The following is a 19,452-nucleotide window of genomic DNA, read 5'->3' on the forward strand; positions in this document are numbered from 1 at the left end:
GGGCACCCTCAAACCGGGTCGTCATGGGGAGTGCCTTTCTTCTGGGAGCGATCGACGGAATGTCACTGTGTGTAGGTGTAGAGTCCGGGATTTCCGAGACATGATCACGTAATGTGATTTCGGTGAGGGCAGCGGTTCAGCGCGTCGCGCTGAGCATGAAGGGCCTTGGTGCGGGCTTCGACGTCGTCGAGCTGGGCGAAATCACGGAGAAACAGCGCACGCACTATCCCAGCGAGGAGAGGCCAGACCAGGCGCAGGAGCTGCCAATTGATACGGCGGCGCTCGACACTCCTCGACATCATGAGACCACCCGCTCGGAGGTCGACACCGTCACCCCGTTGAACAGGGTGGCGTGAAAGGCGATCTTCAGTCCGCCGTGCGGCCGGGACAGGAGCTGCTCCGGAGTCAGCCCCGGGGCCGGGGCGATGTCCGCGTGGGCCTCGAAGCCGCACCAGGCGTGGTTGACGAGCGCCCGGATGTTAAATGCGGGTGCGGGGTCGCCGCGCTCCCAGGCGTCCGTGATGGCCTCCAGCATCTGCCGTACGGCGGGCACCGGGTCGTCGAACTGCGTGGCCAGGGTACGGACGGCGAGCTCCAGGCCGGGCAGCATCTCCTCTCCGGGGCCGTCCGGCAATGGGTCCGGGAAGGCGGGCGCGGTGATCTCCGTCCAGGCTGCGCGGGCCTGTACGGCGTCGCGCCGCCGGTGGGCGGCCTCCAGGAGATCCAGCAGGTTCCGGGCCGCGACGACGCCGAGCAGCACCTGGAATGGCACTTCGGTGAGGAACTGGCCGGCGGCGGGGCTGTCGTACAGGTGCCCCGGCTCTCGTAGGGCTTCGCAGGCTTGGCGCTCGCGCTCGGCGAGCTGGGTGCGGAACGCGGCGATCAGGTCGGCGGTCATCTGCGTCTCCGGTGGTACTCGGTCTTGGTACGGCGCGCGGCTGGGTGCGGGGCCAGGAACCACCACAGGTGGCTGCGCCAGTCATGCCGCAGGCTCAGGAGCTCGTCGCGTACGACGGCGTGCGGGGCGCAGGTACGACGGTCACCGCGGGCTTTACGGTCTTCCTGGCTCACCGGCGCCTCCGGTGGTACTCGGTCTTGGCCCGGCGCGCGGCCGGGTGCGGGGTCCGGAACCACCACAGGTGACTGCGCCAGGAGATGGTGACGCGGCAGGAGATCGAGAAGCTCGCACGGCCAGGGGCGTGCCAGTCCCCGAGCGACTCTTGCCCCACAGGCGTCAGGTCGTAGGACAGGGGGGCGATCGTCCCGATGGGCGTCCAGGCGTCGGCGTCGGCGGGGTTGGTCCCGAGCGGTGCCATGTAGAGCTGGGGGGCGGCCATCAGACCTCCCAAGCACGGTTGTAGCCGGGCCGGTCGCTGAAGGCCTTGACGCGCAGCGCGACCGCGGTGTGCAGGGCGATGGAGTGCTCGTGGTTCATCGGCTCCCCCTCTGCTTGACCGCGGGCGCGACGCGCAGCATGACACGGCGGAAGTGCAGGAGGTTCTCGCGGGTGCCGGTGAGGGTCAGCAGATGCAGCCGGAAGACCACGCCGCAGTCGTGGGTGGCGGTGGCGTGCACGCCGGCCCATTCGGCTGCCAGGAGGAGGCGGCGTAGGGTGCGGCGGGACTTCGGCGAGTAGCGGCGGATGATGACGGGCCAGCGGATCGTGGTCTGCGGCTCGCCCAGGACGGTGGTCAGGGGCATCCGTGTTCTCCCTAGTAGGGGGTGGGAGAACGGAAGGTAGATGGGGACAGGTGCTTACGTCTGCCTTCGATATGGGGACCTCCGCCCCGGCGACGACATAGGGTCCGAGAAGTGAACCTCACCGGTGGCGAGCCGTCTGATGATGACGTTCAGCGCCAGTTCTTCGAGATCGTTAAGCGCTTCTACACCCCGAGCGGTGATCTTGATGATCTTGCAGTGCCTTTCGACAGCCCTATGGAAACGGCTGTTTTCCAGTTTGTGCACCTCACCATTCAGGAGCTCATGGTCGCCAGAAGCGATCTCGTCATCATCGATGAGCATCGGCCATTCCCTCTGGCCCTTGCCCAGAAGGCCTCATCGGCGCCGCTTATCTCCGATGTGGCCCGCGCCGGTACGGCCAACCCGATGTCCCGGGAGACCAAGCGGCGCCTGCTCCAGGCTCAGGTGTTCATCGCGGTCTTCGCCGTGATCACCGTGGCGATTCTCGAACATGAAGACGCCGCGAGCATGACCACCCTGTTCATCGGCGGATCCGCGCTCCAACTGGCCTGGTATTGCGCGGTCGTCGCCGGCCGAACCTTCGACAGGCTGTACCCGCCCGAGGCCGAGGAGTAAGTCCCTCACTCACACGGGATTACCTGCCGGGGGTCTCCTGGGAAGTTCTTCTCGTCGAACAGCACCCATTCCTCGATCGCGACTTCGTACAGCCGCGTCGGAGTCTTCCCAGCCACGAGCTTCTCCGCATCCAGGGCGCCCGCGGCTGCGGGCCACCGCTCCACGAACTGAGCGATCTGCTCATCGATCCCTTCCCCGGGGAGCTGCCGAGCCTGCCCGGTGAAGGAGACGCCGCGCACCGTCTGTCCGAGGCCGTCCAGGGGGATCGCGATGATCGCACCGGCCACCCGCGGGTCCTTCGTGATGGCGTGGCTGTGGGCGCGGTCGTGGCGGGAGATCCACCGCAGCACGTCAGGGGTGAAGTGCGGGTCGTACCAGACGCTGCACGCCTGAGGGGCGCCGTCGCCGGTGAGGGTGGCGAGCTGCATGAGGGAGCCGCCGGTGACGTACTTCTGGAGCAGGGCGCGGGCCGTGGTCATGCGTGAGTCCTTGAAGCTGGGGGGAGGGCAGGCAGGGCGTCGGGGCCTTCAAGACCGGTGAGGACGTCGCGCCATTGGCGGGCCTCGGCGCTCGCAGGGGGCAGGAGCGTACCGAACTCGTGGGCGCGCGTCATCACGCTGACGCTGAGGAAGATGTGGCCGTCGGTGACGGCGCCGAAGGCGATCCGGTAGGCCTCTTCGGTCTCGCCGGTCTGGGCGAGGGCAGAGGCGTGCTCGAAGCGCACCAGGGCGGGTTCGGTGGTGTCGGTCAGGTCGTAGGCGGCGAGCGCTCGGGCGGCGGCGTCCGCGGCTCCTGGGGTGTCTCGCAGGTCTACCCGGCCCCGTGCTTCGTAGAAGGCGAGCTTCTCCGGCAGGAAGGAGAAGATGCCCGGCCGGATGGCGCCGGCGGGTGACCGTTCCAGGGCGGCATGGGATGCCTCGATCGCTCGTTCGAAGGCGTCCCGGTGGCCAAGGGCGGCGTGAGCCTTGGCGGCGAACCCCCACAGCCAGGCCACCGCCGGGCTGGGAGATGGAGCCTGCTCCAGGCGGGGCAGGACATGAGCGAGGACCTCGCGCGGCTCCCCCGCGTAGGTGGGCAGGTAGGTTGCGCCGGCCAGCGCGATGTCGCTGAGGTAGCCGTCCCCGGCTTCGCGGGCTGCGCGCGCCGCGGCGAGGTACCAGCGTCGCGCCAGGGGGAACTGGTTGGAGTTGAACAGGATCTCGCCGACCACGGTGGCGAGCTGGGCGCCGACCCGGGCCAGGCGCTGCTGCGCGTGGGCTGGTTGCCGCTGCCCGAGCAGTTCGCGCACGCTCGACAGGTTCAGCAGCGTCTCCTGGAGCAGGGTCGCCGGAGGGACCTTCACCACGCGTTGGCCGAGCCGTTCGGCCTCCTGCTCCAGCAGCAGGAGGCGTCCTTCGCTGACACTTCCCGAATCCAAGACCTGTTCCAGGAGATCCGGGCCGTTCCACACGTTTTCGACGAGCCCAACGGCCATGGCCGCCGCGCCCAGCCGAAATACCTCTCGCCTGTTCGTGCTCTTCTCCTTTTCATGAGGGCTTCCGGTATCCGGAAAAGCCGTAATTGGGTCGTATGGGGATAAAAGCTCCCGGGCGCTGTGTCCGGGGAACATGCGTTCCAGCACACGGCAGTGATCAGCGCGCGGCAGTGTTTTGACCTTGCACGCCAGCCACCGGGTGAACTGCTCCCGGCTGGGAGCCGTCCCGACCAGGGCTCTGTCGAGTTGCCGGGCGACCTTGTCGTACTCGGTGGCGAACGCCGCACGCGTCGTCAGGTGCCGCTTCGCCAAGAGCACCTTGAGGAGGCTGTGGTTGGGCATGGGTCACACCCGTTCTTCACAGGATGAATGGATGAGCTGGCCGTGCGTTCCCCCGAGCGGGCTTCAACCCTAAGGGCTTGTTCCTTTCGTACCCCTTACTCGGGTTACTGCATGGGGTGTGTCTAGGAAATGACGCACCCACGACGCATGGTGACGCACCCGCGACCTTTCCGGAGTGGTTCGTCAATTCCTAACGTCAAGCCATGGCTCTCCTCGGCTTACCGGCCACGGTCCCGGTCGCTGGCCCATGCCTCGACCGAGCTGCTCACACCGCCGAACAGCTCCAGCGCGCGCTTCACGACCGCGGCGTCCAGGCTGTTCTGTGGCCTTTCATCTCCGGCCGCGTCGGAATCTCGGTAGGGCCCGGCCTGGTGGCGACGACGGACGGGGAGCACATCTGGTGGCCCGCCCCACGGCCGGGCCGTCACGGCAGACTCCGGTGGGCGATCTACCGCACCCCATCCCTGGCTGCCGCGCGTCTCGCCGCCAACCGCGCTCTTGGGGGTTTCGGTGCGGCTCCCCAGTGACCTGGCCACCAACCCCGTCCTGAGCCTGTGGCAGGCCCCTCTTCCCGGTGACCCACCCGCAGCCCCGCACGGGTCACCAGGGCCAAGCCACTTCCCGGGCGGCCCCGGGATCTCCGACGCCGGAGACCTTGCCACAGGTCGATCCGGACGATCCTGGGGCCGCCGCCCCATCACGAAGGAGCCGAACGGTGTTTCCACCCGGCACGCCCGCGGCCGATGCGTTGCGCGAGATCATCAATGCCCCCTACGACCCTGCGGGCACCGCGTTACGCAGCCTTCAGCAGTTGCTCATCGCGGAGAGCGTGTTCACGACGCTCGGCTACGACGACGGCGCTCCGCGGCTGATCGTCGTGCGGACCGACTTCACCATCTGGACCGACCCTGGCGAGCAGATGTTCTTCTGGAAAGCCGGCGGTGAGCGCGCCAGCCACGTTCCTGTCTCCGAGGCGGGTGACGCCGCGCGGCGTATCGCTGAACGCCTCACCGAATCTTCCACCGGCTCCGGCACCGAAGTGGCCAGGCCGGTGGTGTGAGATCGGCGCGGCAGCTCTATGCGAGGGACCGGCCCAGTGGGGACTGTGACGACCCTACGGGCTGCCGTGCCGCCCCTACCGTGTCTTCTCGGGGCCGATGCAGACACGGTAGGGGCACGGTGTGGGCTGGCCGGGGGGCGCTCGGCCAGCCCACACCACCCGTTCCGCGCCGATTCGTTGACGCCCGCACGGCGACGGCGGATCGTGCCCTTGTGCCATCCGTTCAGTGGATCTCGCGAAAGGGACTCTGATGAACAACCAGCACAACCTTCCCTGGGGGTTGACCCAGACCCAGCCATTCCCCGCTCCCGCCCCCGCGGCCGCCGGGGTCCGGGTAGAGCTCGACCCGGCCACCCAGATGGGCGTCTACCGTGACACGACCGGGCAGATCATCGAGGCCGGTAAGCACGGCACGAACAAGCAGACCTCGAAGAAGGAGAAGACGAGGGGAGGAGGCGACGGGTCGGCCCCCTCGGGCTCGGACGAGGTCACCGTGACCGACTACAGCAGCGACTGATGACCGATGCGCTGGTGTTGGTCCTCACCCACCTGGAGGACCAGACCGCGGACATGGTGATCGGCCACCTGGGTGCCCGCGGCGCCCAGGTGGTTCGCTTCGACCCGGGTGCTGACTTCCCTGGCCATGCTGAGGTGTCGGCGTGGTTCGTTGACCGGCCGGTCGTCCGGTTGTGCACCACGTCGCGGGATGTGGACCTGCAACAGGCTCGGGCCGTCTACTACCGGCGGCCCACCCCCTACCTGCCTGACAACCCCTCACAGATCGAGCGCTTCACCGGGACGCAAGCGCGGCTGGGTGTCGGCGGCCTCCTGGTGGCGTTGCCGTGCCGGTACGTCAACCATCCTTGGGCGATCAACGCGGCGGAGCGTAAACCCGGGCAGCTCATCGCGGCGCGGCAGGTCGGGTTCCCGGTGCCCGCCACGTTGATCACCAACCGGGTCGACGACGTCCGAGCGTTCGCCGCCGAGCACGGCCCGATCGTTTACAAGCCGCTGCGCGCCACCCCCTACACCGGCCAGGACGGGCAGTCCGCCGCGATGTGGACGACCCGAGTCGATCCCGCGGAGCTGGACGACACGGTCAGCCGTACCGCGCACCTGTTCCAGACGCTCATCGACAAGGTCGCGGACCTGCGGGTGACCGTCGTCGGCGGGCGGGTGTTCTGCGTCCGTATCGACTCTGGCCTGCTTGACTGGCGGCAGGACTACGACCGCCTGTCCTACACGGTGGTCGACCCGCCGCCGGGCCTGGCTGACCGGTGCCTGGCCTACCTGCAAGAGTTCGGGCTGTACTTCGGTGCGTTCGACTTCGCCCTGCACCGGGACGGCACCCCGTTCTTCCTGGAGTGCAACCCCAACGGCCAATGGGGGTGGTTGGAGGACGCCACCGGGGCGCCGATCGCCGCCGCCGTCGCCGACCTACTACTGGAGAAACATGACCGCCTCTGACCTCTCTGCGGCGCGGCTACGCCGCACGCTGGCCGACCACCTCGCCGACACCGGGGCCCTGCACGATCCGGCGTGGCGGGCAGCGGTCGAAACCGTCCCCCGTGAAATGTTCGTTGGGGCCGCGGTCGCCGCCGCCACCGAGTACGGCGACCGCTGGCGGGTGACCCGCCGCGACGAGGTGTCGTCCGAGGAGTGGCTGCGTCTGGTCTACAGCGACCAGACGTGGGTGACCCAGATCGACCAGGTCATGGTCGAAACCAGCCGCGGCCTCATGCCGGGGGCGCCGACATCGTCATCCACCCTGCCCGGCCTGGTGGTGCAGATGCTGGAGGCCGCCGACATCGCCGAGGGCGACAAGGTGTTGGAGGTCGGTACGGGCACCGGCTACTCCACCGCGCTGATGTGCCACCGGCTCGGTTCCGAGGCCGTGACCTCCATCGAGTACGACCGGGAGGTGGCCGATCGTGCCCGCCGCGCGCTCGGCCTGGCCGGGTACGCACCCACCCTCGTCGTCGGGGACGGATTGGCGGGGTATGACAAGAACGCCGAGTACGACCGGCTGATCGCCACCTGCGCCGTCCGCTACATCCCGTTCCCATGGATGTGGCAGGTCCGTGACGGCGGCACGATCACCGCCCCCCTGTCAGGGTGGATGTACGGCAGCGCGTTCGCTCACCTCACCCTGGCCGACGACGGCACCGCCACCGGCCGGTTCCTGGAGCAGGACATCTACTTCATGACCGCCCGCCCACACGAACCACCGCCAATCACCGCCCCCTACCTGCGGGGCGAAACCAGGGAAAGCCGTATCGACCCGCACGTGCTGGACACTCCGGCGGGGCTGTTCGTCGCCCAGCTCGCCGCCCCCTCAGCCCAGAGAATCGGGGCGGGTGACGAGGTGGTCCTGTTGGACGTCGCCACCGGCTCTCAGGCCAGCACCGCCGCCTCCCCCGGCGGCGGGTGGACGGTTCGCCAACACGGGCCGCTGCGTCTGTGGGACGCCGTCGAAGACGCCGTGCTGGCTTGGCAGGGGGCGGGTTCCCCGCACCAGTCCGGGTTCGGCCTCACCGTGACCCGGGACCGGCAATACGTGTGGCTGGGCGACCCCGAAGGGCCGAGCTGGGACCTGCCCGTCTGAACGGGCACGGCCCGCGCTCGTAGGGGTGCGCGGGCCGTACCGGCGGCCGTCACGGGTTCTTGACGATGGCCTTGCTGTTGAACCACTGCACGATCAGGACCGCGGCGTGCACGGCGGCCTCCGCGGCTTCCTGCGTGGTCTTCTGCGACGTCGGGCCGCCGGCGTGCCGGTCGCGTTGTCCTTCCCAGAGCAGCTTGATCAGGCCGATGATGGGCTGCGCCGGGGCGGGGTTCCCGCTCTTGTCGTGCAGGACCGTTGTCCACTTCCCGGCGGTGTTCTCCAGGTGTGACAGCGCCAGGCCCAGAGTTGGCCTTCCGTCCTTGGGGATCGTTGCCGGGATGACGACCGCCTCGGCCGCCTTGATTGCCTGGCTGTACGCCTTCTCCGGATCGGGGTTGAATCCGTACGTTGCCGACCAGGCGGCCTTCAGATGAGCGGCCGCGTCCGTGGGAGCTGCGGCGATCGTCGCCTTGGCGGCCTGAGCAACGGTTTCGTCGACCCTCCGCTCAAGGCCGTCGAGATCCTCGGTCGGCTGCCAGGCAGACCCCGCCTCGGTGAGACGGAAATGGAGCTCCTTGACATGGATGATCCAATCTCTGCTGCGCTCCCGATATTCAAGGCCCTTCGCCTTGATGAGAGGAGCCTGAGTGGCTAGAGCAGCGTCGATCGCTTCAAGGAGCCCATCCTCGTCGAGGTTCAACGGAGGCCCCGTCTGAGGATGGGGTCTGGGCCCGTATATCTGCTTCCGTATCCGGAGCTGGATAGACGTGTCCAGGCCTCTGTGCGAAAGCAGGGCCCGATTGAGCCACCGCGTCACATACGGTTCGAGGTAGTCAGGGACTCCCTCGACGAGCTCACGTTCACCGGTCTGTCCGGCTTGACGCTCCCAGAGGGGGCGCCACGATGCATTGGTCGGCGTTGTCACGGATTAAGGGTAGGTGAACTGGTGTGCGGGTCGCGTGGGGTTATTCCGTCGCTGCTCGCCGTACTGGCCGGGCCTGCGGCATGACGAGCTTGTCGACGGCCGCGCGCCGGGTCCGGTCCGGCCGCCGGTCGTACCGTGCGGTCGTGGCGGGGGAGGCGTGCCCGACGAGGGCCTGCGCGGTCGCCAGGTCCACCCCGGCGTCGAGGAGTTCGCCGATGAAGGTGCGGCGGAAGTCGTGCGGCGACCGGTAAGCGACCTGCGCTTCACCGGTACGGCGTTCCAGGATGTGGCGGATGGCCTGCGGCGTCATGTGCGCTAGCACGCCGTGCTTGTCGACGGCCGCGGTTCCGCCCTTCCAGATGCGGGGGAACAGCGCGCCGGGTTCCTCCCCGCGGACCGCGATCCACGCTTCCAGGTCCCGCATCGCGTCCGACGTCAGGAACACGACGCGTTCCTTGTTTCGCTTGCCCAGCACCTTCAGGGAGCGTTCGGCGGGGTCGTAGTCGGCCAGGCGGAGCCCGGCGAGCTCGGCACGCCGGCACCCGGTGGAGTACAGGGCGGCGAGCAGCGCCCGGTCGCGCACCCCGACCGGCCGCACGACGCCGTCCCCGTCGATGTCGGAGTCGCACGCGGCGAACACCGCGCCGACCGCTTCGGCGGCGACGTGCTTGCCCTTCGGCACACGGGTGGCTTCGACCTGCTCGACGTCGACCGCGCGTGCGTGCTCCTCGGCGGTCATGAGGCCGAGCCTCCACGCCTCCTTCAGCACGCGGCGTAGGGCGACGAGGTGCTTGTTGACGTACGCCGCGGACCACGGCTCCTCCCGCCCGGTGCGGGGGTTGACGCGGGTCTGCTCCACCAGCATCGCCCGGATACGGCTGGTGTGCTCATACCGCAGCAGGTGCCACGGCTGGCCCGCCCCCGACACCGCGTCCTCGTTCAGCAGCCGCGCGATCCGGTCCAGGCACCCCCGCATCGTCGGCCGCGACGTCTTCTCGTCCAGCCGGTCGAGGTACACCCGGTACGGGTCCTTCGCCGGGTCCACCGGCACCGGGACCGCGGGGAGCCGCCCCGCCCCCTCATGGTCGACGACCGCGGGCAGACGTTCAACAACCACTGCTACTTCTCCAACTGAGCGATGATCGGGTCAACCACCGCGTTGAGCTTGCCGACCAGCACGTCTACCGTCTGGGCCGCGATCGTCGCGACGTCGTCGTACGGCCCGGCAGGGGCAGGCGGCAGCCCGTCCAAGGGGATCGGGAACGTCAGGTGCGAGGTCGTCAGTAGGTACGGCGCCCGGGACGCCTGCTCCTCGTCAGGCTCGTGGAATCCCCCGAAGGGGGTCCGCTCCCAGTCCCGCCAGAACCCGCCCCCGCCACGCCAGGCCCGCTCCTCCCGGGCGAGCTGCGCCGGCCACGGCACCGCCAGCTCGACAACGCCCTGCAACGCCCCCTCCCACGAGTTGCGCTCCAGCCGGGATCCCAGAACCCGGGCGTGGGTCTGCACGTAGCCGGTCAGGATCGGCGGGGTCGCGACCTCCCACGCCTTCACGGCGAACCTCACCTGGTCGGGCCCTTCACCGTCCTCCCCCCAGTACTCGGCGAACGCGACCGCCCGGTCCCGCACGTACGCCCCGTACCGGGACACCCCGTCCGACGCCCGGCTGCGGTCGTCCTCATGGTCGATCCAGAACGTGAGCATCAGTGCCTCCCCGTACCTGGAACCGTCATGCCCGTCAGGCGTTCCAAGAGGTGCCTGATCATGTCGCTCACTTCCTGGGCCCGGCGTTCGAGAGAGCCGATCTCGTCAGGTCCGCCGAACGCGCGCCGCAGGATGTCGTCCCGCCAGCGGATTCCTTCCTCCAGCTTCGCGATCCGCTCTGCGGCGAGTTGCTGGGCCCGCGCCTCGATCTGCTCGTTCAGCGTGGCGATCGATGCCCGCAGGGTCTCGGCGAGCTCCCGCACCTCAGACGGAGCCACCTCGGCCGAGGCGTCCGCGCCGCCTCCCGCGCGCGCGTGCGCGAATGCCTCGCGAAACTCGCGAAACTCTCCCTCCGGGGTCCCGGCGTGGCGGGGGTTGGAGTCCTTGCGGGGTTCCTCATTCATCTCGTTGCCTGCTCTCGTTCGGATGGCGGTGCGCTTCGACCACCGCGTCGCCCGCATCCCATGACTCTCTCATCAGGGCAAACGTTGTTCCGGTGCGTTCTAACCCGGCCTGGACGATCTCGTGCCCCTCAGCGATACACGCCTTGGAGATCCGGTCGAATTCATCCGATGCCTGGTCCAGCTTCTTGCGCGCTGCGGCGATCTTCGCGGCGTCGCCATCCTTCTGTGCCCGTGTCAGCTGCCCACGCATCGAGGAGATCCTCCGGAACGCCTTTCGGCTCTGTTCATTGAGCTGGGCCACCCGGGCGCTCGCTACGACACCTTCGGCAGAGGTGATGGTTATGTGCTCGGCGAGCTCCTGGCTGGCCGCGTCCGCGACCTTCTGCAAGGCGTCGAGCTCGCGGTTTGCGGGACGGTGCTCGTCAGGATTCATGAGGGGCCTTCCACTTCGGGCACTCAGGGTGGCAGTTCTCCGGCAGGTGGCCTTCGAACGGTTGCCCGGACAGCGCCGCCACGGCGTCGTAGTGGCCCCCGTCGAAGATGGCTTCCAGTTCGGGGCCGATCCAGAAGTGTCCACCGCCGTGTCCTTCGTCGGCGGTCCATCCGGCGGGGATCTTCTTGGAGCAGGGCATGCCCGACTCGGGGCCAGGGACTGGGCACGGCATGGTGCCGTCCGAAGCGTTAGCGAAGACGGCCGCCTGCTCGGGCGTCCTGGTCACTGATCGGTTTTCTTGTCGGCGGCGAGTGCGGCCTGGGAGCGGAGCGCGTCAGCGAGTTGGTTCACGGCTCCGGGTCTGTCGGCGTCGAGGTCGTTGAGGATGTCGGCCAGGGCGGTGGCGTCGGCGGGCAGCAATTTGACGTGAGCCCCGGAGTTGGAGATGAGGTAGACGGTGGAGGCGCCCATCTTGCCGAACGCTTCGGTCTGCTCCAGCGCCACGGTGGCGCCGGACAGTCGGCCGATGCTATCGGTGGCGTGGACGCGGACGCCGCCCAAGCCGTCGTGGCTTGCTCCGGTGTTTGTGCACCACGGCGGGCAGGAGCCTGAGAGGGCCGGGCGTCCCCACGCGGAGGCGTTGGGCTGAGGGTCGAGGTCGGCGGAGGGCGTCTGGTCGGAGTTCTGGTCTGAGGTAGTCACTGGTCTTCGTCCTCGATCCTTACAGGGCGATGAAGAGCTGGGGCAGTTCGGCGGCGAGCTGGGCGCGGAGGTCGCGGTGGCGCTGGCGTCGCTTCTGCTCGCTGGCCACGGTGGTCTGGTAGGCGGTGATGATCTGCTCGCGGGTGGATTCCCAGCCTGCGATCTCCTCGGCGAGACGGTCGCGCGCCTGGTTGAACTCGGCGGCGAGTCTCTCGGGGTCGGGGCGGTAGCCGTAGGAGTCGTAGGTGGGCGGGTTGAGAACGTCGTGGTGGCGGGCGGCGGCGGAGGCCGCTGCCGTGGAGGCGTCGCCCCGGACTGTGAGCGTTCCTTCGGTGAAGGTCTGGTGTGACCGGTAGCCGCGTGCGCCGGTTCGTTCCTTCAGCGGGGCCTCGTCGAGGCGACCGTTGATCCATTCGTGGACGTTGGAGGTGACGTACTGGTCGGTCTCGGGGGACTGGAAGATCGGGTCGGCCAAGGCGTAGCTGGTGGGCCAGTCGAAGGTGGCCTTCTCGTAGACGCGGGAGCGGAGGATCTCGCTGTCGCGCTGCCACACGATGTGCCAGTGGGGGAGGTAGTCGCCGCACTTGTCAGGGTGATAGTTGACGACGCCCCAGGGGTGGCCGTTGAGGGTTCCGTCGTCGGCGATGAGCGCGGCTTCGCGGATCTGCCGGAAGACGGTGAGGGTGACCTTGCGGCCTCCGATGGTGAGGGTCTTCAGGTCGAGGGTGGCGGTGCCGGTCGAGGCGGCGGTCGCGGTGATCATCAGGGGGTGCTCCTTTCCGGGGTGCTCGATGATCCTATCAAGGATTACTTTCTAGAACTTGCCTTCTCGTTAGTAATCTCTGGATAGAGTCGGTGACGCAAAATGGCCCCTATATATACGTCGGGACAAGTGTTCGAAAGGACTCCTGTGAGCCACCGGAACCACGATCTGCTGCACGCCGCCAAGCGGCTCGCCCGCACGCTCGGCGTGGATCCCGACGCCGTGGTGTCGCTCAGCATCGAACTGGAGGACGGCCGCAGCGACTGGACCGCCGGGGAGCTGCTCCTGCTCGCCCTCGACCGGCTGGCCGCGCAGCGCACCGCTCCCCCGGCGGCGGTCGGCGAGCGCGACGTCGACTTCCTGTGGACCGCCGAAGTCCATCGCGACTCCGACAGGCAGCTCCTGGGACGAGAGGTCGGGGTTTCCTGGGCTGACGCGCTCCGCGACGCCTTGCACTGGGTCAGCATGCTTCACAACAAGCCGTGGACGCTCACCCTGCTCGGCCCACACCGCGCCGAGGCGAGGTTCCGCACCCGGGCCGGCGTCGAGGCGGCGATGCGCGCGCAGCAGTGGGCCGGGGTGATGGAGGCCATGCAGCGCGAATGGGTGGAGGCCGCCCCGCTGCTTTCCCCGGAGCTCGACGCGGAACTGTCCCGGCCGGTGCCTGACCTGGCGAGGGTCAGGGAGTTCGCGGTGGCCATGGGAGTCTTCGCCTCCGAGATCGACCAGGCGGTCGCCGAGCAGATGGATCTGCGGCGCTACCTCGTCGACCGAGCCACCGGGGCCGATCACGTTGAGGCGATGCTCCGTGCGACGGAAGGCTCTCGGTCATGACACTCCCCCGGGCGAAGTGGCGGACGCTGGAGGAGCAGGAAACCGAGGAGCGGCGGGTGAAGGCTCACGCGTTCGAGCAGGCAGCGCGGGAGGTGAACGGCGGGCGGGCGGCGCGGGCGGAGACGGCGAGCCCGTACGACATGGTGGCCGACGCACTCACCGCGTCGATCGTGGACGCGGTGTTCGCCGCGATCTACTCCCCTGAGTTCGCTGCCGCCCTTGAGGAACGCGGTCTGCGCGTCGGGCCTGTGCTGGGTGAGGAGCCGCCCGCCGCGCCGGTGGAATGGGTGGAGCGGGTGCTGGGCTTCATGAGCGTCGACGGCACGCCCGTCGAGCCGGTCGAGCTCGCCGACGAGCTGTGGGCGGAGGCGTACCGGGCGGGCTGGGAAGCGGCTCGCGCGGGCGAACGCCCAGCGGAGTCCTGATCTTCGTAGGCGGTGGCCCTTCCCCCATGCCGGGAAGGGCCACCGCAGCGGTGCTTCCCTCCCTTCCCCTACAAGGGAGGGAGCATCGCGGGTTCTCCGGTCAGCGTCCGGAGAAAACGAGGGGCCACGCCGGGGCGGGCTCGTACCCCCAGGCGTAGGGGACGACCGCCGTACGGAGCGGGCCGGGCATTTCCCGGGAGTGGGCGCTGCGGTGTCCGGTGAAGGGCTCCATGCCGAGGGCGGCGCCTTCCAGAGAGTTTCCTGAGCCGGTGTCGGGTGTGGGGTCCGTTCTGGCGGGGCTGGCCGCGTCGGTGGGAGGGGTTTCGGTCGGCGGCGGGCCAGTTGGTGTATCGGAGGTGGCGGGGCAGGCCGGCGATGAAGTGCTCTGGTCGGGGGGTGCCCCGTTCATGCACTGGGGCGGGGCAGAGACTTGAGGTGCCACGGCGGGAGAGGCTACCGGGGCGGGGGTTGCTGGCGCGGACGACGCAGCGGGGGCCGGTGTGGGTGAAACGGAAGCCGGGCCCGGGATCGCCTGGGCGGGCTCATCGGTCGGCGCCGGTTTGATGGTCGGTGCCGGGTATGGGGTCTGAGTGGGGTGCACCGTGGGCGTCGGCAAGGGCGCCGCCGTGGACGGCGCCGAGGTGGGGGTGGGGGGCGGCGGCGTGGGAGTGGGTGTGATCTGTTCTGGGCTGAGCGGGAGGGTGGTTTTGCCCACCCCGGCCGTCGTCGGGCTGTCGTTGGTCGGCGAAGGCGACAGCACTGGCGACGGGGTCAAGGCCGGGGTGGGAGTCTGGGTGGCGGCGGGCCGGTCGAGATCGGGGATGATCGTGTCGGCCACAACGGGCATGACGGGAGCGGCCAGGGCGACGGTCACGGCGGTGGCGCCGGTGGCGGCGACGGTCGCGGTCGTGCCGGCGGCGGTGGCGAGCTTCGCGACGGCCGCGGTGATGAGGCCGCCTTCGGTGAGGGCGGCGGTGGGGACGGCTACGGCGGCGGTGCCTGCCGCGCTGGCGACGCCAGCTGTCCCGCCTGTGCTGGTGAGGGCGGCGGCCTTCGTGGTGACCCATCCGCGGAGGGTGGGGATGGATGCGAAGGGGATGAAAGCGGCGGCTCCGCTGCGGGCGTTGAAACGTTCCATCCATCGGTGCAGGACGGTGGAGAAGTTCTGTGCCCGGGTGCGGGCCACCATGCGGGCTATGTCGGGAGTTTCGGGATCGTCCGCTTTCCTGCGCGCCTCGGTGGCCTGCTCGGCGAGGATTCGCTCGATGGTTGCCTGTGGTCCTCCGCCGCGGGTTACCGCGTTGTGCTGGGACACCCATCCCTTGCTCATGCCGCAGCGTGCGCCTATGCGTTCGACGAGTGCTTCCTTGCTGTCTGCGAGCCGGACCATCTCGAGGTCACGCAGCGCGGTGAGCAGTTCCACCTCGGCGGTGGCCTGCTTCAAGGTCGCGTTGATGAGGTCGAGGAAGGCCATGGGGTCGCGGGGGTCGCGGCCCTTGGTTTTGCCAGTGAGGAACATGTCGAGCAGGAGGAGCCGGGTGTTGTCCGGTTGGGCTGACGGCGGGGTGGGGCGATCTTCCACAGGGGATGTCTCCGGGATGAGCCTTCAGTCGCGGGGGCCGAGCGGCAGGAACGGCAGGAGCTGTATCACCACACAGTGTCTGCTGTGTCTGTAGTTGTGCCGGTAGTCGTCTCTACGTTAGCGACTGATAGGCGTTGCGTAGTTGCAGCAGGGTTATGAACCGGTCGTAAATCGGTGGCAAATCCCGAGTACGCTATCCCGACTATCGGCTGTGACGGTGAGAGGGGGCGGTGTGCATTTCGCCATTTTGGGACAGGCTCAGGTGACGCTGCCCGATGGTGAGGTTGTCCGTATCTCGCGGACGAAACGACGTGTCCTGACGGCGCTGCTGCTTGCCGGGCAGCATGGTCTGACGACTGAAGTACTGGTCAAAGCGATTTGGGACGATGCCCTCCCCCATGCTCGGATGGGGTCGCTGAAATCCTGCATCGCCCAGCTGCGGCGGTTGCTTCCTGGCTGTATTCCGGCGGGGGCGTCGTCCGTATACCGGATCGTGTTGAATAAGGACGACACTTTCGATGTAGATCAATTTCGCAGGTTGGTCACGAAAGGTGACGGTCTTGTGGGCAGGGGGGACCTGTCGGCGGGTGCTGCGGCCCTTCAGGAAGCCCTGGCGTTGTGGGGGGAGCTCCCGCTGGCTGACTTGCCCGAGGATGTCCTTTCCGCAGTTCGCGAGACCCTCCTTTTCGAGCGCAAAACGGCCGTTGTCGAGCTGGTCAAGGCGCGGCTACAGCTCGGGCAGCAGCGGGAGATCCTGGCGGACCTGCGGCGTGAAAGCGCCGATGATCCGCTGGACGAGGAGCTGCACGCGCTGCTCATCCGGGCCCTGTATCGCTCGGAGCGGCGGTCGGACGCACTGCGGCACTACGACGACGCCGTACGGGTCATCTCCGAGGTGACGGGTCGCGGACCGGGCGCCGCGCTGCGCCAAGCCCATGCCGAAGCCACCGGAGATGGCAACCCGTCGACCGCGACTTCGGCCGTTGCTCTGCTTTCCCCGGCTCAGCTTCCCCTGGATGTCGCGGACTTCTCCGGCCGGACAGCGGAGGTGGCGCAGCTGATCGAGTGGCTCACCCCGCGCCCCGGAGCAACGGCTGTGCCGGTCGTCGGCATCTCTGGCCTGGGAGGCGTCGGCAAGTCCGTCCTCGCGACGCACGCCGCCCACCTGCTTCGACCGATGTACCCGGACGGGCAGCTGTTCGTTGACCTGGCGGCCATGTCCCAGAAGCGGCCGATTGCGGAGGTGCTGGCCGAGCTGCTGATGTCGCTGGGGGTGCCGACTCATGACTTGCCTGCGTCCGTCGCGGGCCGGGCCGCGCTGCTGCGATCGGCTCTGGCTGGGCGGCGGATCCTGATCATGATTGACGACGCGGCCGGGCTGGCGCACGCGCAGCCGTTCCTTCCCGGCACGGCCGGGTGCGGCGCGCTCATCACCAGCCGGTCGGTGCTGACCGGCCCCGGGATCCGTAATCTGCGGCTCCAGCCGCTGGGCGAGGTTGAAGCACTGCGGCTGCTGGAAGAGATCGTCGGACCGGACCGGACCGGCCGAGAGGCCGAGGCGACCCGCCAGGTGCTGGCGGTGTGCGCTGGCCTGCCGTTGGCGGTGCGGATCGTCGGCTCCCGTCTGTCGACGCAACCACACTGGCCGATCCGGCTGCTCGCCGACCGGGTGAAGGACCAGCTTGTCGAGCTCGCGGACGGGGGCCTCGCGGTGGCCGCGTCCATCGCCGAAAGCTACGACGCCCTCGGGGCGGACGCGCGGCACGCGTTCCGGGTGCTGTCACTGGCCGGAGCCGGGGACTGGCCGATGTGGCTGGCGGAGATGCTCCTCGGAAAGGAGAACGGCGAGGCCGCGCTGAGCATGCTGACGATGCACAGCCTGCTCACCCCGGCCGGGATCGACGCGATGGGGCACCCCCGCCACCGCATGCATGACCTGGTGCGGGCGTTCGCCGCCGAGCGGCTGGCCGAGAACTCGGCCGAGCGGGACGTTGCCTTGGAGCGGCTGATGTGCGGTTGGGCCGAACTGGTCGCGCTCGCCGAGCAGACCGCGACGGGGCAAGAGCCGTTCTACCCGCCTCCGCTCGCCTTGGGCATGGAGAGGTACATGCCGGCGGCGGCCCGGGACTTGATCACCAAGGATGCGGATTCCTGGTTCGGCGCCGAGGCGACGACGATCATCGGCGTGGTGCGTCAGGCGTGCGATGCAGGATGGCACCGCCTGGCTCATGGGATCGCCGCACGCCTGTCCGCGTACCTGTTCCGGCGTGGGCTGTGGCGGGAAAGCCAAGCGATGTGGCGCACCGTCATGCACGCGGCGGTAGCTGGCGGTGACGCCTGGCTGGCCGAAGAGGCGCGCCATCATGTGGCGTCGCTGATCCTCGAGGAGCCGGGCGGGCCGAGCAGGGCGCGCCCGATGCTCGACCTGTGCGCGATGTCGTTCGAGGCGATCGGCCACTATCAGGGGCTGGCGCGTGCGCTGGCGCTCCGCGCGACGTGCGACTACATGGTCATGCGGGACGGTGGTGTCCCTCCGGCGGGAGACGCGGTCGCGGACGCGCTCCGCGGCTTGGAGCTGGCACGTCAGACGAGGAACCGGTATGCCGAGGTGGCATGCCTGCGTGCGCTCGGCCTGCTGTTCAGAGTCCACGGCGAATACGACCGGGCGATCGACTTCGCCCGGCAGGCAGTAGAGCTGGGAGGCCGGATCACGGCCGAGCGTGGTGAGCAGACGTACCAGATCTGGGCGGCGGTGGCTTATGCCGCTGTGCTGCTCAAGGCCGGCCACTATGAGCAGGCGCTTGCCGTGGCGGAGCAGGCGCGGCTCAGCGTGGGCGGAGTCGGGACTCCATCGGCGGAAGCCGAAGTCGTCGTGCAGATCGCGGGCGCCTTGGTGGGGTTGGGCCGCCTGGAAGAGGCGACGGGGCTGTATGAGGAGGCGGCGGGCCTGTTCGCGGCGACTGGGGATCCGCGGCAGGGCCGGGTGGTGGCCAAGCGCGCCGCCTCGCTGGGGGGTTAGGGCATGCGCGCCACTCCGGCGGCCACGCGCCACGGCCCCGGAGTGGCGGTGGTGTCGGGCCACTGCTCGACCGGCACCAGGCCCGGCGGCTCCAGTTCCAGCCCGTCGAAGAACTGCTCGACGTCTGCCCAGCTGCGCCACACCAGCAGGCTGTTCGGGGCGCGGTAGTACTCGTCGATCCTGGCGCGCATCTCGGCGGGCAGCTCATCGGTGGCGGTGCTGATGACCAAATAGGATCCCGGGGCGAGCCGGGACATCAGGCCGCGGATGATACCGATCGGGTCGTCGGCGGCTTTGATGTAGTGCATCATGCCGATCAGCAACAGGGCCGCCGGGGCGGTCCAGTCGAGGAGCCGGTTGAGCTCGGGGTGGTCGATGATGCCTTGCGGATCGCGTAGGTCACCTTCGATGTAGCTGGTGGTTTCCCCGTCCAGCAGCAGTCGTCCTTCGGTCACGGCCAAGGGGTCGTTGTCGACGTACAGGACTCGGGCGTCCGGCGCGGCGACCTGGTGCACGTTCTGCCCGGTCGGCAGGCCGCTGCCGATGTCGATGAACTGCCGGATTCCGAGCGAGGTGAGGTGCTGGACTGCGGCCACCAGGAAACGCCGGTTGGCCAGGGCGAGCTCTCGCACCGGCCAGGCCTGCATCACCTGTTCCGCAACCCTGCGGTCCGCTTCAGAGTTGTGTGTACCTCCGAGGAGGTAGTCGTAGACCCGGGCAGGGGACGGGGTGGAGAGGTCGACCTCGTTCATCATGGCCTGTTTCCTAAAATTAACCAGCCGTGTGGGGACAGCGAAATTTGACCACATTTGCTGTAGGTGCACACATGGACCTAACGAAGGGGAGCGTTACCTGAGCTGTTCGGGT

At 68.7% G+C, this 19,452-nt stretch carries 24 protein-coding genes; 8 read left to right on the plus strand and 16 right to left on the minus strand.

Going from position 1 to position 19,452, the window contains the following annotated elements:
• Positions 1 to 298: 298 nt before the first annotated feature.
• The 4 genes from AB0N02_RS34675 to AB0N02_RS34690 form a co-directional block, all read right to left on the minus strand.
• Complete coding sequence (locus AB0N02_RS34675) at positions 299 to 898, minus strand: hypothetical protein (RefSeq protein WP_363955270.1); 600 nt, start codon at positions 896 to 898, stop codon at positions 299 to 301.
• Complete coding sequence (locus tag AB0N02_RS34680; protein ID WP_363955273.1) at positions 895 to 1,071, minus strand: hypothetical protein; 177 nt, start codon at positions 1,069 to 1,071, stop codon at positions 895 to 897. Before AB0N02_RS34680 ends, AB0N02_RS34675 begins: the two co-directional genes overlap by 4 nt.
• The gene (locus AB0N02_RS34685; protein WP_363955276.1) at positions 1,068 to 1,337 is read right to left on the minus strand and encodes a hypothetical protein; all 270 of its coding nucleotides are present in this window, start codon (positions 1,335 to 1,337) and stop codon (positions 1,068 to 1,070) included. Before AB0N02_RS34685 ends, AB0N02_RS34680 begins: the two co-directional genes overlap by 4 nt.
• 94 nt (positions 1,338 to 1,431) lie before the next feature.
• A complete protein-coding gene (locus AB0N02_RS34690; RefSeq protein WP_363955279.1) occupies positions 1,432 to 1,701 on the minus strand; it encodes a hypothetical protein in 270 nt (89 codons plus the stop codon).
• Between the two features lie 111 nt (positions 1,702 to 1,812).
• On the opposite strand from AB0N02_RS34690, the gene AB0N02_RS34695 reads away from it, so the two are divergent.
• On the plus strand, positions 1,813 to 2,316 hold the full coding sequence (locus AB0N02_RS34695) for a hypothetical protein (protein WP_363955282.1): 504 nt from the start codon (positions 1,813 to 1,815) through the stop codon (positions 2,314 to 2,316).
• Positions 2,317 to 2,321: 5 nt separating this feature from the next.
• Here the strand turns inward: AB0N02_RS34695 and AB0N02_RS34700 are convergent, their stop codons facing one another.
• Both AB0N02_RS34700 and AB0N02_RS34705 read right to left on the minus strand, forming a co-directional pair.
• Positions 2,322 to 2,795 (minus strand): pyridoxamine 5'-phosphate oxidase family protein, encoded by a 474-nt coding sequence (locus AB0N02_RS34700; protein ID WP_363955284.1) that lies wholly within the window; start codon positions 2,793 to 2,795, stop codon positions 2,322 to 2,324.
• Complete coding sequence (locus tag AB0N02_RS34705) at positions 2,792 to 4,132, minus strand: hypothetical protein (protein ID WP_363955287.1); 1,341 nt, start codon at positions 4,130 to 4,132, stop codon at positions 2,792 to 2,794. The genes AB0N02_RS34700 and AB0N02_RS34705 overlap by 4 nt, the downstream gene beginning before the upstream one ends.
• A 715-nt stretch (positions 4,133 to 4,847) precedes the next feature.
• On the opposite strand from AB0N02_RS34705, the gene AB0N02_RS34710 reads away from it, so the two are divergent.
• The 4 genes from AB0N02_RS34710 (at position 4,848) to tgmC (ending at position 7,797) form a co-directional block, all read left to right on the plus strand.
• A complete protein-coding gene (locus AB0N02_RS34710) occupies positions 4,848 to 5,192 on the plus strand; it encodes a hypothetical protein (protein WP_363955290.1) in 345 nt (114 codons plus the stop codon).
• A gap of 250 nt (positions 5,193 to 5,442) precedes the next feature.
• Complete coding sequence (tgmA, locus tag AB0N02_RS34715) at positions 5,443 to 5,709, plus strand: putative ATP-grasp-modified RiPP (RefSeq protein ID WP_363955293.1); 267 nt, start codon at positions 5,443 to 5,445, stop codon at positions 5,707 to 5,709.
• Complete coding sequence (gene tgmB / locus AB0N02_RS34720; RefSeq protein WP_363955295.1) at positions 5,709 to 6,659, plus strand: ATP-grasp ribosomal peptide maturase; 951 nt, start codon at positions 5,709 to 5,711, stop codon at positions 6,657 to 6,659. The genes tgmA and tgmB overlap by 1 nt, the downstream gene beginning before the upstream one ends.
• On the plus strand, positions 6,646 to 7,797 hold the full coding sequence (gene tgmC, locus AB0N02_RS34725; protein WP_363955298.1) for an ATP-grasp peptide maturase system methyltransferase: 1,152 nt from the start codon (positions 6,646 to 6,648) through the stop codon (positions 7,795 to 7,797). Before tgmB ends, tgmC begins: the two co-directional genes overlap by 14 nt.
• 49 nt (positions 7,798 to 7,846) lie before the next feature.
• Here the strand turns inward: tgmC and AB0N02_RS34730 are convergent, their stop codons facing one another.
• The 8 genes from AB0N02_RS34730 to AB0N02_RS34765 all read right to left on the minus strand — a co-directional run bounded on the left by AB0N02_RS34730 (position 7,847) and on the right by AB0N02_RS34765 (position 12,725).
• Positions 7,847 to 8,497 (minus strand): hypothetical protein, encoded by a 651-nt coding sequence (locus AB0N02_RS34730; protein ID WP_363955301.1) that lies wholly within the window; start codon positions 8,495 to 8,497, stop codon positions 7,847 to 7,849.
• Positions 8,498 to 8,762: 265 nt separating this feature from the next.
• A complete protein-coding gene (locus AB0N02_RS34735; protein ID WP_363955304.1) occupies positions 8,763 to 9,839 on the minus strand; it encodes a tyrosine-type recombinase/integrase in 1,077 nt (358 codons plus the stop codon).
• Between the two features lie 2 nt (positions 9,840 to 9,841).
• On the minus strand, positions 9,842 to 10,423 hold the full coding sequence (locus AB0N02_RS34740) for a hypothetical protein (protein WP_363955307.1): 582 nt from the start codon (positions 10,421 to 10,423) through the stop codon (positions 9,842 to 9,844).
• Positions 10,423 to 10,827: a hypothetical protein gene (locus AB0N02_RS34745; protein WP_363955310.1), complete on the minus strand. Its 405-nt coding sequence runs from the start codon at positions 10,825 to 10,827 to the stop codon at positions 10,423 to 10,425. Before AB0N02_RS34745 ends, AB0N02_RS34740 begins: the two co-directional genes overlap by 1 nt.
• Entirely contained in the window at positions 10,820 to 11,260 is a 441-nt protein-coding gene (locus AB0N02_RS34750; protein ID WP_363955313.1) for a hypothetical protein, read from the minus strand. Before AB0N02_RS34750 ends, AB0N02_RS34745 begins: the two co-directional genes overlap by 8 nt.
• Positions 11,250 to 11,546: a hypothetical protein gene (locus AB0N02_RS34755; protein ID WP_363955315.1), complete on the minus strand. Its 297-nt coding sequence runs from the start codon at positions 11,544 to 11,546 to the stop codon at positions 11,250 to 11,252. Before AB0N02_RS34755 ends, AB0N02_RS34750 begins: the two co-directional genes overlap by 11 nt.
• Positions 11,543 to 11,962, minus strand: coding sequence for a hypothetical protein (locus tag AB0N02_RS34760; protein WP_363955317.1), 420 nt, complete (start codon positions 11,960 to 11,962; stop codon positions 11,543 to 11,545). The genes AB0N02_RS34755 and AB0N02_RS34760 overlap by 4 nt, the downstream gene beginning before the upstream one ends.
• Before the next feature lie 19 nt (positions 11,963 to 11,981).
• On the minus strand, positions 11,982 to 12,725 hold the full coding sequence (locus AB0N02_RS34765) for a hypothetical protein (protein ID WP_363955319.1): 744 nt from the start codon (positions 12,723 to 12,725) through the stop codon (positions 11,982 to 11,984).
• A 147-nt stretch (positions 12,726 to 12,872) separates the two neighbouring features.
• Here AB0N02_RS34765 and AB0N02_RS34770 point away from each other — a divergent pair, with 147 nt between their 5' ends.
• Both AB0N02_RS34770 and AB0N02_RS34775 read left to right on the plus strand, forming a co-directional pair.
• The gene (locus AB0N02_RS34770) at positions 12,873 to 13,559 is read left to right on the plus strand and encodes a hypothetical protein (protein ID WP_363955321.1); all 687 of its coding nucleotides are present in this window, start codon (positions 12,873 to 12,875) and stop codon (positions 13,557 to 13,559) included.
• Positions 13,556 to 13,984 (plus strand): hypothetical protein, encoded by a 429-nt coding sequence (locus AB0N02_RS34775; protein WP_363955324.1) that lies wholly within the window; start codon positions 13,556 to 13,558, stop codon positions 13,982 to 13,984. Before AB0N02_RS34770 ends, AB0N02_RS34775 begins: the two co-directional genes overlap by 4 nt.
• A 100-nt stretch (positions 13,985 to 14,084) precedes the next feature.
• On the opposite strand, the gene AB0N02_RS34780 is transcribed toward AB0N02_RS34775, so the two are convergent.
• Positions 14,085 to 15,566, minus strand: coding sequence for a hypothetical protein (locus tag AB0N02_RS34780; RefSeq protein ID WP_363955327.1), 1,482 nt, complete (start codon positions 15,564 to 15,566; stop codon positions 14,085 to 14,087).
• A gap of 232 nt (positions 15,567 to 15,798) precedes the next feature.
• On the opposite strand from AB0N02_RS34780, the gene AB0N02_RS34785 reads away from it, so the two are divergent.
• Complete coding sequence (locus AB0N02_RS34785; protein WP_363955330.1) at positions 15,799 to 18,585, plus strand: BTAD domain-containing putative transcriptional regulator; 2,787 nt, start codon at positions 15,799 to 15,801, stop codon at positions 18,583 to 18,585.
• Here the strand turns inward: AB0N02_RS34785 and AB0N02_RS34790 are convergent.
• Positions 18,582 to 19,340: an SAM-dependent methyltransferase gene (locus AB0N02_RS34790; RefSeq protein WP_363955333.1), complete on the minus strand. Its 759-nt coding sequence runs from the start codon at positions 19,338 to 19,340 to the stop codon at positions 18,582 to 18,584. The genes AB0N02_RS34785 and AB0N02_RS34790 overlap by 4 nt on opposite strands.
• Between the last annotated feature and the right edge of the window lie 112 nt (positions 19,341 to 19,452).

The organism is Streptosporangium sp. NPDC051022 (genome assembly GCF_040683035.1).
Lineage (GTDB): Bacteria > Actinomycetota > Actinomycetes > Streptosporangiales > Streptosporangiaceae > Streptosporangium.